The sequence below is a fragment of the Pseudoalteromonas sp. CO342X genome (assembly GCF_004208915.1).
In the GTDB taxonomy this organism is placed as follows: Bacteria; Pseudomonadota; Gammaproteobacteria; order Enterobacterales; family Alteromonadaceae; genus Pseudoalteromonas; species Pseudoalteromonas maricaloris.
In genome coordinates this window covers 66780-78344 of the sequence record NZ_SGPH01000006.1, presented here as the reverse complement: position 1 = coordinate 78344, position 11565 = coordinate 66780, and the positions used below count along the sequence as shown (strand labels likewise).

The 11565-nt window shown below is 44.1% G+C and carries 11 protein-coding genes; 7 read left to right on the top strand and 4 right to left on the bottom strand.

What is annotated here, in order from left to right:
* Positions 1-23 precede the first annotated feature (23 nt).
* Positions 24-1841 (bottom strand): assimilatory sulfite reductase (NADPH) flavoprotein subunit, encoded by a 1818-nt coding sequence (locus EXT47_RS01225; protein WP_039494592.1) that lies wholly within the window; start codon positions 1839-1841, stop codon positions 24-26.
* Between the two features lie 300 nt (positions 1842-2141).
* Here EXT47_RS01225 and EXT47_RS01220 point away from each other — a divergent pair, with 300 nt between their 5' ends.
* Positions 2142-3752, top strand: coding sequence for an endonuclease (locus EXT47_RS01220; RefSeq protein WP_010607794.1), 1611 nt, complete (start codon positions 2142-2144; stop codon positions 3750-3752).
* A gap of 58 nt (positions 3753-3810) precedes the next feature.
* On the opposite strand, the gene EXT47_RS01215 is transcribed toward EXT47_RS01220, so the two are convergent.
* Together EXT47_RS01215 and EXT47_RS01210 are read right to left on the bottom strand one after the other, a co-directional pair.
* Positions 3811-4980 (bottom strand): DUF3103 family protein, encoded by a 1170-nt coding sequence (locus tag EXT47_RS01215; protein WP_130125749.1) that lies wholly within the window; start codon positions 4978-4980, stop codon positions 3811-3813.
* A gap of 118 nt (positions 4981-5098) precedes the next feature.
* Complete coding sequence (locus EXT47_RS01210) at positions 5099-5479, bottom strand: hypothetical protein (protein WP_010376275.1); 381 nt, start codon at positions 5477-5479, stop codon at positions 5099-5101.
* 155 nt (positions 5480-5634) lie between these two features.
* On the opposite strand from EXT47_RS01210, the gene EXT47_RS01205 reads away from it, so the two are divergent.
* The 4 genes from EXT47_RS01205 to EXT47_RS01190 all read left to right on the top strand — a co-directional run bounded on the left by EXT47_RS01205 (position 5635) and on the right by EXT47_RS01190 (position 9093).
* Entirely contained in the window at positions 5635-6345 is a 711-nt protein-coding gene (locus EXT47_RS01205; RefSeq protein WP_130125758.1) for a hypothetical protein, read from the top strand.
* Positions 6346-6430: 85 nt separating this feature from the next.
* Positions 6431-7051: an endonuclease gene (locus tag EXT47_RS01200; protein WP_039494600.1), complete on the top strand. Its 621-nt coding sequence runs from the start codon at positions 6431-6433 to the stop codon at positions 7049-7051.
* Between the two features lie 63 nt (positions 7052-7114).
* Positions 7115-8707, top strand: a complete 1593-nt coding sequence (locus tag EXT47_RS01195; RefSeq protein WP_130125748.1) for a S41 family peptidase — start codon at positions 7115-7117, stop codon at positions 8705-8707.
* On the top strand, positions 8707-9093 hold the full coding sequence (locus EXT47_RS01190) for a hypothetical protein (RefSeq protein ID WP_130125747.1): 387 nt from the start codon (positions 8707-8709) through the stop codon (positions 9091-9093). The genes EXT47_RS01195 and EXT47_RS01190 overlap by 1 nt, the downstream gene beginning before the upstream one ends.
* A 23-nt stretch (positions 9094-9116) precedes the next feature.
* On the opposite strand, the gene EXT47_RS01185 is transcribed toward EXT47_RS01190, so the two are convergent.
* Positions 9117-10004 carry a LysR family transcriptional regulator gene (locus tag EXT47_RS01185; RefSeq protein WP_130125746.1) on the bottom strand — a complete coding sequence of 296 codons (888 nt, stop codon included), beginning with the start codon at positions 10002-10004 and terminating at the stop codon, positions 9117-9119.
* Between the two features lie 107 nt (positions 10005-10111).
* On the opposite strand from EXT47_RS01185, the gene EXT47_RS01180 reads away from it, so the two are divergent.
* Both EXT47_RS01180 and EXT47_RS01175 read left to right on the top strand, forming a co-directional pair.
* On the top strand, positions 10112-10678 hold the full coding sequence (locus EXT47_RS01180; RefSeq protein ID WP_130125745.1) for an NADPH-dependent FMN reductase: 567 nt from the start codon (positions 10112-10114) through the stop codon (positions 10676-10678).
* A 121-nt stretch (positions 10679-10799) separates the two neighbouring features.
* A complete protein-coding gene (locus EXT47_RS01175; protein WP_130125744.1) occupies positions 10800-11486 on the top strand; it encodes a 4'-phosphopantetheinyl transferase in 687 nt (228 codons plus the stop codon).
* The last annotated feature ends 79 nt before the right edge of the window (positions 11487-11565 follow it).

The following is an 11565-nucleotide window of genomic DNA, read 5'->3' as shown; positions in this document are numbered from 1 at the left end:
GGCTGACGGTATAACAAGACGCGTTAGTAAACGTCTTTCTGATAACGGTTTGCGCTACGCAATGCTTTAAGATATTGCTCAGCTTGTTCATCATCTTTCCCTCCATGGGTTTTAATGATGTCGATAAGTGCTTGGTGTACATCTTTGGCCATTCTGCTAGCGTCACCACAGACATAAAAATGAGCGCCCTTTTCAAGCCATGCAAATACAGCTTCGCCCTTCTCGCGCAGTCTATCTTGCACGTAAATCTTTTCTGCCTGATCACGACTAAATGCCAAATCTACATGTGTTAATAAACCCGACTTTACATACTTTTGAATTTCTACTTGATAAAGGAAATCTTCTGTAAAGTGTGGATTACCAAAGAACAGCCAGTTTTCACCCTCTGCGTCACGCGCCTCACGTTCTTGCAAGAAGGCTCTAAACGGTGCGATACCTGTACCTGGGCCAACCATGATCACAGGTGTGGCATTGTCGACAGGTAATCTAAAGTTATCGTTGTGCTCACTGAATACTTTCACTTTCGTGCCTTCTTCAGCACGATTCGCTAAATAACCTGAGCAGCCGCCAAAATGCTTTTCACCAAAGGTATCAAATTCAACTAAACCTACGGTTAAATGCACCTCTTCTTCCACCTCAGCTTGGCTTGACGCGATAGAGTACAGGCGCGCTTGTAATTTGCGGCAGCAATCAACTAGTGCTTGCGCCTCAATGTTGGCAGGGTTTTGCTTTATCACATCGAAGATTTGGCGCTCTTCAATATAAGCACGCAATGCCGCTTTATCGTTTGCAAGTGCGCTTAGTTCCTCATTCCCAGTCGCAATCGCATACTTCTCAACAAAGCCAGGATACGACTGTGTTAGCTCAAGATGTTCAATTAACGCCGTTTCTAATGAAACCGAGAGTTCACCTATTTTTACAGTTTGTGCTTTGTCGAGTTTTAAGACATCGATCACCGCCGCCACTTCTTGTGGGTCATTTAAGAAATACACGCCAAGTGAATCACCCGGCTGATAAGTGATATCAGAGCCTTCAAGGGAAATTTCAATGTGACGCACATCTTTGCTTGAGTTTCTGCCAGTGATCTTTTGTACCACACTCAGCTCAGCCGCAAATGGGTTTTGCTTTGTATATTGGCTCGCTGCGGCCTGAGGAGCACCAAACGGCATGCTGATAACATTACCACCACCCGCTTGCTGCTGAGCTTTAAGCGCAGGCTCCAACGCATCTAGCGCCTGTGCGATCCACGCCTCGGCTTCAGCTTCATAATCCACATCTAAGTCAGCACGTGGCACAGCAATTTCAGCGCCAAGGGCAGCCAAGCGCGCTTCAAAATCCTTTGCTGTTTGGCAGAAGAATTCATAACTTGAATCACCAAGGCCAATCACAGCTTGCTTTACACCTTCCAGTTTAGGCGCCTTCTTACCAGCTAAGAATTCATGCAATGCTTCTGCATCTTCTGGTGGCTCACCCTCACCGTAAGTAGAGACAGCAATCACTAAGAACTTCTCTTTCTTCAGGTTGGCAGGTTTGTAGTCAGCCATATTGACCAACTTAGTCGTCAAGCCACGCGCTTCCGCCTGAGCTTTAATTTGGTTTGCAACCCCTTTTGCGTTACCAGTTTGTGAACCAAATAAAATAGTCAGAGGTGCAGACTCGTCAGCGCCTGCTGTTGCTTGTCCAGCAATACCTGATAATGCAGCTGAATTTGCGGTTGCAGCTAAATAGCCACTTACCCATGCCTGTTGGATTGGATTTAACTCTCCAACTAAGCCTTGTAGTTTTTGCAGTTGTTCATGTGTCAGCGGACTTGCTGCAGCATTAAGTTGACTTAACAACATCATGGATCCCCGTACCCAAAAGGTTTTGCTTGCTCATTGCATAACTGGCTCGCACGCAGCGTAGCCTACTTTTATTAGCGTGAAGCATACGTGGCAAATTGAGAGATCAAAAAGAATAGAATCTGCTTTTATATTCCTTTTAGTTATTGAAGATTGAAAAGTCCAAAGAAAACAGATTAAAAGAAGTTCGATATTTAACCGTTAAAAAGTTTAACATTGCCGTAACAGTTTTGATGCAAAATCAAACTGTCATACACAGACAAATCAATAATACAGATAATCATAATAATGAGACTAAAAATGAAACACGGGAAATATATAAACCTAATACTCAGTTCTTATTGCTCAATACTCAGCTTAAGCGCTGCTGCAGAAGTTACAAATGGCAGTTTCGAGAGCTGGAGCGGTCAAGTCCCTAGTGGATGGACGACGATAGACTCGGGCATCACACTTAGCTCGGTTACGACACCAATAAAAGACGGTAATCTTGCCGCTGCGGTGCAGGTAACTACTGCAACACAAAGTAGCACAGACTTACAACAGCAAGTAAACGTTGAAGCAGGTAAAAGCTATCAATTTAGCACTTGGGTCTATCACACGGAAGGTGGCGTCAAAGCACGATTAGTGGTGGACGGCTATCATGGTTATTCAGATCAGTTCAATGTCGGGCAGTGGCAACAACTTAGCTATACCTATACCGCAACTGCAACCACTGCGATTAATGTTGGCTTACGTTTTTATGATGGCAGTGGTTTTGACGGTAATGAAACTGTCTACGTTGACGGCTTTGGTCCAACTTCTACCACACCAGAGCCGCCTCAGAGCTGTCAAAATAATAGTGTCACTCTCGCTTTGATGACCGATAATTATGGTAGCGAAACAAGCTGGCAAATCACTAATACAGCAAACACAACAGTTGCTAGTGGTAGTGGCTATAGCAATAATCAATCGGTAAATGAAAACTTATGTCTTAACGACGGTAGTTATACCTTTACGATTTTAGACAGCTATGGCGACGGAATTTGTTGCACCAATGGTAATGGCCAGTATACCTTAACGCACGCTGGTACAACGCTCGCTTCCGGCGGCCAGTTCAGCAATCGTCAAGATCATACCTTTACGCTTGGCACAACCACGCCTCCCCCTTCAGGCGATGGTTACTATGCCTCTGCTGCTGGACTGAGCGGTTATGCACTGAAAACAGAATTACACCAGATTATTCGTAACCACCAATCACAAGGATATTCTGCTATTTGGAGCTTTATCGATCAGAACGAGCGCGACCGCTATTTTGAAAAAGATAACAGTATATTAGATCGCTACTCTGAAAAGCCAACGGCAAATGATAGTGTTACTTATGTCTCTACCGGATCACAATGCGGCAGTTACAGCAGCGAGGGCGATTGCTACAATCGTGAACACTCATTCCCTAAATCTTGGTTTGGTGGCCAAGTAGAACCGATGAATTCAGATATCCATCATATTTTTGCTTCCGATGGTTATGTAAATTCTAAGCGTAGTAACTATCCATTTGGTGAAGTAGGAAGCGCCTCTTATACCTCAAGTAATGGTAGTCGCTTAGGTTCAGCATCTGGTATTAACTACAGCGGTACCGTATTTGAGCCTATTGATAGTTTCAAAGGAGATTTTGCTCGTGCCTACTTCTATATGGCAACGCGTTATCAAGATGTGATTGCAAATTGGCAAAATAATACCAGCTACAGCAATGCGGTACTCAATGGCACCCAACAGCAAGTCTTCGAAACTTGGGTCGTCAACATGCTAAAAAGATGGCATAACGAAGATCCTGTCGATGCCCTAGAGCAAGCGCGCAACCAAGCTGCTTATGAATTTCAGGGTAACCGAAATCCATTTGTAGACCATCCAGAGTTTGTCGAAGCAATTTGGTAACTATAAATAAAAAAGGCCAGTAACTGGCCTTTTTCAATAACATCATTTTGGCTAATATTTAGCGAGGGTTAATTGTAAGTGGCTCAATCGTCACTTTCGCATTACCACTTGCGCCCATATGCCCGTTATAAGTTTGTCCTTCAAACAAGGTGTAAAACACATCAACGTAGTCATCATCGTTAGTAAACCAATGGCTTGGCATCGCTTTGATCAATTGATTCGTCAGTTGCGGGATAATCGCATAGCCTTGAACATTAGGATCAGGAATAGCGCGCATCACTTGCGTCACAATATCCAAAAGTGTTGTTGCTAATTCTTGATAGTTAGTATTGTCGTCTTGCTCCATCAGCAATAAATCTGCCGCTTGCCAACGATATCGCTCCCAGTGAATGATAATTTGGTTAGGCGTATAGTCCGTACCATCGTGGTCCAAATATGGCATGTCCACAATATCTAGAACGGGCTCATCTCGGGATGGGTTGACGCCTGTTACAATGCCGTAAACTTCCGCAGCCCCAGATACCCAAGGCTCTTCATCGTCATTTAGTCTGATTTTCTTCAATACACTGGTTGAAATCGGCGCAGCATCATCGTTGCTCTGCACAGCGGTTGATGGCATTGCTAAGCCTTGCTTGGCAAACACTTGCTTCATTACCTGAATGCCTTCTTGTTTTACCTTATCACTATCAAGTTCAACGATTAGCACGGGTCGCTCTGGCATTGTATGTGCGTCAAGTAAATGCAATTGACCTTGCTCATCAAAGGCCTCTACATATTGCCAGTGCTTATCATCACCTTTAGGCGCAAAAGCAATTAATGGCGCTTCACCTTGTTGCCACTTTGTTAGCATTTCGCTAGAAGCAATACGCAGCTGATATAGATTAGAGCTATAGTCAGTCAGGCCTTTTAACGAGCGAGTGTACTGGCTCGCTTCTGTCATGAGCTGCTTAGTTGACCCCTGAACTTGTAGCTGCTCCAGTGAAACTGCATCCTGATACAGGCTAAGTTGAGTTTGAACTTGGGGGCCTACGTGATTAAGTGATAGCGCTAATTTTTTCGCAATTTGCTTCTTTATATCAGCAACCTGAACTGGTGCAGCGTTAAATTTATCAAGCTGCTTAAGTGAACTGTAGGTATTAAGATTAACCTTGCCTGCCGCAGAACTTGCGAAAGACATTCCGCCGAGCATGGCTATCATTAGGGTAGAGAGGGTTACATGTTGTTTCATCTTGCGTTCCTAGAAATAATCCGTGTTATGGAATAAACAAGATAAAACAACAAAAATAAATTATCAATACATTAACATGGTTAACATATAAAACAATTTAATCTAGCTTTTAGAGTTTTTATTCTTCTACTGGGTAGATAGTAATTTCTATACCGGCACCTATTGCAGAGATCCTAAGCAACGTATCGGCCTGTAGTGCTTGCGAAAAGCACTTGGGTGACTTGCCTGAGTTAAAGCCAATATCAAAAGTTCGCTTAGTACAACCTAGCCATTGCTTAAGTGCCGCTTTAGAGCAAGACTCAATTAACTCACACAGTTGGTTAATCGCTTTGTCAGGGGTTAATTCATTGGTATTTGCTTCGATGCGAGCCAATTGACGATAGTCATCTTGATCGTAATGCAGCACGATAGCATTTTTCTTTAAATCCGAAACTAGCGCACTAATATCCTGCTTTGACTCCAGTTCCAAATCGACATTTAAAAATTGAATTTCAGACATGTATTAAAAGCTACCTTGTAAAGCTAAATCTAGTAATGACTTATTTATCAGTGTGATAAGGACATTACTTATTGGACAATGCGACAATTTGTCACATTCTAAGCACCGTGCGTTATAGTTATCATACTCACGAACAACTAGAATAACATATTGTGATGATTAAAAAACTGCTAAAACCCGCACGTAAACTCCACAAGTACCTTGGCTATTTACTGTTTTTACAGATCTTTGCTTGGCTATTAGGCGGGCTAGTCATGAGCGCGATCCCATTGGAAAAGATCCATGGTAAACACTTAGCGCATAGAAGCTTAGACAACCCCTTTCCCGCTGCAGCGTACCAAGCTGATCTCAATCAGTTAGTACAAAGCACGGTGCAAGTGCGCCAAATCCAGTTCGGCCATTTTCTCGATACTCCCATCATCAAACTTAACCAAGATGAGCAGCTTATTTTCAACGGGATAACAGGCGCACCTTTTACCACTCCAAATCAACAGCAAATAATACAGCAGGCCAACCAACACCTATTAATTGCAGCGGATGTGAGCGAAATTGAACGACTTGCCAAAGCCCCCAGAGAAGCAGGTTACAAGGAAGATGTTTGGCGAGTCGAGTATAACGATATCTTCTCCACTACCCTGTATCTTAGCGCAACCAGCGGTGAAGTTGTGACGGTTCGTAGCACGCTGTGGCGCATCTTTGATTTTTTTTGGATGTTACACATTATGGATTACGACGAACGTGAGGATTTTAATAACCCCTTGCTCATTTCCTTCGCCGCTACGAGTGTGCTCTTTTGTCTAACAGGGATATTGTTATTATTGCAATCTCCACCTTGGAGAAAACGTCGCCCTGCACTGAATAAATAAAGGGGTTTACCGTATACGCTTGTTGGTATTGATGATTTTTTTGATATAGTGACATTCCCTGTATTCCACCATTTGGTGAGAGGTTATGTCACGATATTGCTATATCTTAGCGCTTGGCTTATTTGTATTAACGGCTAACGCTCAAGAATTCACGTCTTTCTCAAAAGCAAAGAAACATTTATCACAACAAGTTACCGACAATACCCGCACGCTTTATTGTAATTGTAATATCAAAAAGCAAGGCAAAAAGCTGGTGCCCGATCCCGCAAGTTGTGGTTATACCCCGAGGTTACCTTACACTCGTAATGGCAAAGAAAACGCCCGTGCTCAGCGCATTGAGTGGGAGCATATCGTGCCCGCGTGGGAATTTGGACATCAGTTGCAGTGCTGGCAAGATGGGGGCAGAAAGCACTGCCGTAAAGTCAGTGAGCAATTTAGGAGGATGGAAGCAGATATTCACAATCTTGCTCCAGCGATTGGTGAAATCAATGGGGATCGGTCTAATTTCCGTTTTGGCATGTTACCTAGTACTGAAGCAAATTATGGTGCATGTCCAGTCAAGATAGACTTTAAATTACGCCGAATTGAACCTCCAGAATATGCAAGAAAACGCATCGCTGAGGCGTATTTTTATATGGAAAAAACCTACGGACTAAAAATCTCCTCACAGCAGCGGAAATTATTCACGGCTTGGCAGAAACAGTGATTGCGAGATAACCCAAGCAGTGCTAGTTTTTAGTCATACAACTAAAACAGGAACGTGAATACGATGCAACGTATTACTCTAGTTTTCGCATCAGCAGCAATGAGCTTGTTATTAGCCGCTTGTGGTGGCGGTGGTAGCGATTCATTAGGCACCGATAACCCAGGTAATAACACGGGACAAACCGAGCCGCCAACTTGGACGTTTAATCAATTTCCTGCGTCAAGTCAGTTTATTAACTATTGCGCCTCGCCAAGAACGGGTACTGACAAATATAACAACAACCAACCTTATCCCGATAAGGTTGGTACGGCGATGCATGAAAAAATGTGGCTCCGCTCTTTTACCAACGAAACCTACCTTTGGTACGACGAAGTACTAGATAACGACCCAACACAATTCGATACCGTTATTGATTACTTCGAGCAATTAAAAACAAACCAAACGACGGCGTCGGGTAATGCCAAAGATCAATTTCATTTCTACGAATCTTATGAAAGCTTCCAAAAAGAAGCGCAATCGGGTGTTGCAACCGGTTATGGCATTCGTTGGGCGGCCATATCCACATCACCACCACGTAATTTTACTGTCGCCGCAGTAGAGCCTAATTCACCAGCCGCGAATGCAGGGATCGTACGTGGAGATAAGATCCTCTCGATAGATGGCGTCGACTTTATTTCAAGTGATAATACCGCTGCACTGAATGCTGGCCTATCACCAGAGCAAAGCGAGCCTCATAACTTTGTATTTGAAGATAAAGCTGGTAACGACAAATCAGTCACTCTGACTTCAGTCGATATTGAAACCTCACCGGTACAAAACGCTAAAGTCATTAGCTATGGCGGCAAGCAGGTTGGGTATGTGCAGTTCAATCAATTTATTCCAACAGCGCAAGAAGGATTAATTGAAGCCTTTAATCTATTTAAAACACAACAAATAGACGACTTGGTACTCGACATGCGTTACAACGGTGGTGGTCGCGTCATTATGGCAGCGCAACTAGGCTATATGGTTGCGGGCAACAGCAGCCTAAATAAAACCTTCACTTATAGCACCTTAAATGACAAGCGTACTGCTGAAGAAGAACGAACAGAGTTTGAGTCTAGAGCGATTAACTGGGCTGAAAACAAGTTTACAACCACCTCTTTACCTACGGTAACTTTACCTAGAGTTTATATCCTCTCAACACGAGGCACGGCCTCTGCCAGTGAAAATGTAATTAATGGCCTGCGCGGCATTGATGTTGAAGTCTTTTTGATCGGTGGTACCACTCGAGGCAAGCCCTACGGCTTCGTGCCCGCGCAAAACTGCGGCACGGTTTACTATACCATTCAGTTTGGTTCAGAAAATGCGAAGGGCTTTGATGCTTACGCTGATGGCTTTATCCCTTCAGGAGCGTCAAGCAGCGGTGAAATTGGTCTAAGCGCACAAGTACCAGGTTGTATTGTCGCAGATGACTTCTCAGCACCGCTAGGCAGTCAAGAGGAAGATCTTTTTGCCGCAGCACTGACGCATATAGATACCGGTCGTTGCCCAAATGTAGCGCAATTTGCACCTACCGCTCAGCCACAGTATCAAAATAAGGAGCATGCGGTTACGCTCCCAGTCTATCCACTACGGGAAAATGCAATTTTAATGAAGCCTAAGGAGCCGCAATAATGGCGCTGCTAAAAGCGGTGAAAATCACCGCTTTGGCTTTATTGCTGCAAGCGTGTAATAGCGCGCCTGCAGCAACTTCGGTTAACGAAGCTGTACTCTCGGCTTCTTCGCCCGAAGTGTTATTACAACTCAAGCAAGCTATAATAAAACTCAAAGGCGGTGTACCACCGACGCTCGCAAGCACCGTTTTTCAACGTAGTCCAATACTACTGCTTGAGCATGGCCAAAGCCTTGATGGTAATGGCAGTCCAATTTTAGGCGCCCATAATCTCGCTTATGAGAGTTTCATCTTGCAGCTTCGTGACACCCAGTGTGTGCTCTACTATCCGAAAAAAGATACTTATGTCGTGCTCAGTAAAGTTAGCTGCAAAAAGCTGGAAAAATAACGCCAGCCGTAATTCTCTTAACTTCAGTTCAGGCTAGCAAAATGGCGCTTTAACACGTCACATAATGCCTGTACTTTGGCCGTTCGGTGAACCAGTACATGGGTAACTAGCCAAACTTGGCTTAACCATTTTAACTCATCACGCAACACCGGCTGTAAATCTGGATAACGCTTTGCTACATCGTGCTGTAGCCCACCAATACCTAAACCATTAACAATGGCACGCGACGCATCTGACGTTTCAGATACCCTAAGCGTCACTTGTGTCTCAGGGATATGTTCATCTACCCAAGCGAAATATGGCACTCTTGCATTAAATCCGGCCACACCAGAGACAAAGTAATGCGCCTGTAACGCTTCAAGTGTTTTAGGGATCCCCATACGCTTGATATAGCTTGAAGACGCATACAAGCCAGCTTCCAACGTATTTAGGTGCTGCACTATGTAGTCGGGCTCATCGGGCTTTGGCCCTGCCCTCACCGCAACATGCGCCTGTCCGTGATCTAAGCGTAAACGCTTTTGGTCGAGAATGACTTCAAGTTGCACCTGTGGGTGTAATTGCTGAAAAGTCAAACAAGGCTCCGACAGCATATCCATAAAACCACTGACCGTTGTCACCAAAAGCTTACCTCTAAGCTGGCTGTCCGAGGCAACGATAGAAGTACTCAACTCCATCAAGCGCTCGTCTATTTGACTCGCCGTCGCAAGTAGCTTTTCTCCTGCCTGTGTTACCTGATAACCTCGGGCATGACGGTGAAATAACCGCGTTCCCAATGCTTCTTCTAAGCTATTTATTCGCCTCAGTACCGTACTGTGGTGGATCTCTAAATGCTCAGCCGCCGCTGATAAGGTGCCAAGCTTGGCAACCGTATAAGCGACCTTAAGATCCTGCCAATCTGTGAATTTATCCATAACCACCTCTGTGCATATATGCACACAAGCTTTGCGTTTATTTCGGTTTTGTGCAAGTAAAATTTTGCTACTATCACTTTAACGAAACAAAATGAGGTATCAGCAAGATGACTACAGCAAAAATTATCGCACTAGCAGGCAGTTTAAGAAAAGACAGCTACAACCAATTACTCATCCAAGCCGCGGCAAACTTTGCACTAGAAAGTGGCGCAGAAGTAGAAGTGATCAAGTTACAAGATTTAGATATTCCAATGTTCGATGAGGATCTTGAAGCACAAGGCACACCAAAAGGTGCTCAACTTTTAAAAGACAAGCTACGCGATGCCGATGGTATTCTATTAGCAAGCCCAGAATACAACGGCTCCTTCACTGCGGTGCTCAAGAACGCAATAGATTGGGCTTCTAGAACAGAACAAGGTGCAGTGCCAGCATTTAGAAACAAAGTAGTGGCACTCTATGCAGCCTCACCAGGCGGCTTAGGTGGATTACGTGGCCTAAACCATGTCCGTGATGTGTTGTCTGGCATTGGCAGCTTAGTCCTCGCAGACCAATTGGCTGTACCTAGCGCATTTAATGTATTTGATGACCAAGGTAAAATTAAAGACCTAGAACTTGCTGAAAAAGTATCAAGCCTCGCTCTGCAACTGGTGTCAGTTGCAAGTAAGCTAAAATAACTTTCAATCTCTCGTTCATATCTTGCTATGGACGCTTAGCTCATGCACACTAAGCGTCCAAAGCGAATTAGAGGCGCTATATCAGCCTTGTAATAATGGATACGAATAACGGGAGTCAGCTTTGCAAAGCACTCAGAGTCACCTATTTACCCCCTACCTCTCACACCATTTTCATTGCATTCAGTTTGATCCTGACAGCTTTGACGCGCTTTCCTTTGAACAGCAAAATATACTCCTGCCCGCTTCACTAGATAAAGCAGTGGCGAAAAGGCGAGCCGAGTTTTTAGCGGGACGGATATGTGCCAAGACCTGCCTAGCGCAATTTGGACAAGGTGACTTTACGCTACTTAACGGCTCCGATCGGGCGCCTATCTGGCCTGCTAATATTGTTGCCAGTATTACGCATACTCGAGGGATCGCGGCTGCGATTGCTACAGATGATATCGCCGTGAAAGGCTTAGGCATTGATATCGAAAGAGATATGAAACCGAAGCAGGAAGTCGAACTACAACGACAAATTTTACATCCTGAAGAAGCTGAAATTTTTACACTGTTCGGCGAGCAAGTGCACTGCCCGTTGACTGTTATTTTCTCGGCCAAAGAAAGCATATTTAAGGCACTTTATAGCACGGTGCAAAAGTTCTTTGGCTTTGATGCCGTCAAGCTGACTCAGTTTGATGACAAGAAACTTATTTTCACTTTGATGGAAACGCTACACAAGGATTTAGGCGAAGGAAAACAAGTGGAAGTATATTACCAATGTAAAGACGCTTTAGTGCTGACCGAATGTGAATACATCACACAGTAAACTCATGCCTATTTGACTTAATACTTACTCAACTTGAAGGAGTAAACCTGACCCTAACTGGGTTAAAAACTTCTCATTT

What these genes read in the sequence shown, in the direction of transcription:
- EXT47_RS01225 (WP_039494592.1), bottom strand. Translation starts at nt 1,841, where the DNA reads ATGTTGTTAAGTCAACTTAATGCTGCAGCAAGTCCGCTGACACATGAA.
- EXT47_RS01220 (WP_010607794.1), top strand. Translation starts at nt 2,142, where the DNA reads ATGAAACACGGGAAATATATAAACCTAATACTCAGTTCTTATTGCTCA.
- EXT47_RS01215 (WP_130125749.1), bottom strand. Translation starts at nt 4,980, where the DNA reads ATGAAACAACATGTAACCCTCTCTACCCTAATGATAGCCATGCTCGGC.
- EXT47_RS01210 (WP_010376275.1), bottom strand. Translation starts at nt 5,479, where the DNA reads ATGTCTGAAATTCAATTTTTAAATGTCGATTTGGAACTGGAGTCAAAG.
- EXT47_RS01205 (WP_130125758.1), top strand. Translation starts at nt 5,635, where the DNA reads ATGATTAAAAAACTGCTAAAACCCGCACGTAAACTCCACAAGTACCTT.
- EXT47_RS01200 (WP_039494600.1), top strand. Translation starts at nt 6,431, where the DNA reads ATGTCACGATATTGCTATATCTTAGCGCTTGGCTTATTTGTATTAACG.
- EXT47_RS01195 (WP_130125748.1), top strand. Translation starts at nt 7,115, where the DNA reads ATGCAACGTATTACTCTAGTTTTCGCATCAGCAGCAATGAGCTTGTTA.
- EXT47_RS01190 (WP_130125747.1), top strand. Translation starts at nt 8,707, where the DNA reads ATGGCGCTGCTAAAAGCGGTGAAAATCACCGCTTTGGCTTTATTGCTG.
- EXT47_RS01185 (WP_130125746.1), bottom strand. Translation starts at nt 10,004, where the DNA reads ATGGATAAATTCACAGATTGGCAGGATCTTAAGGTCGCTTATACGGTT.
- EXT47_RS01180 (WP_130125745.1), top strand. Translation starts at nt 10,112, where the DNA reads ATGACTACAGCAAAAATTATCGCACTAGCAGGCAGTTTAAGAAAAGAC.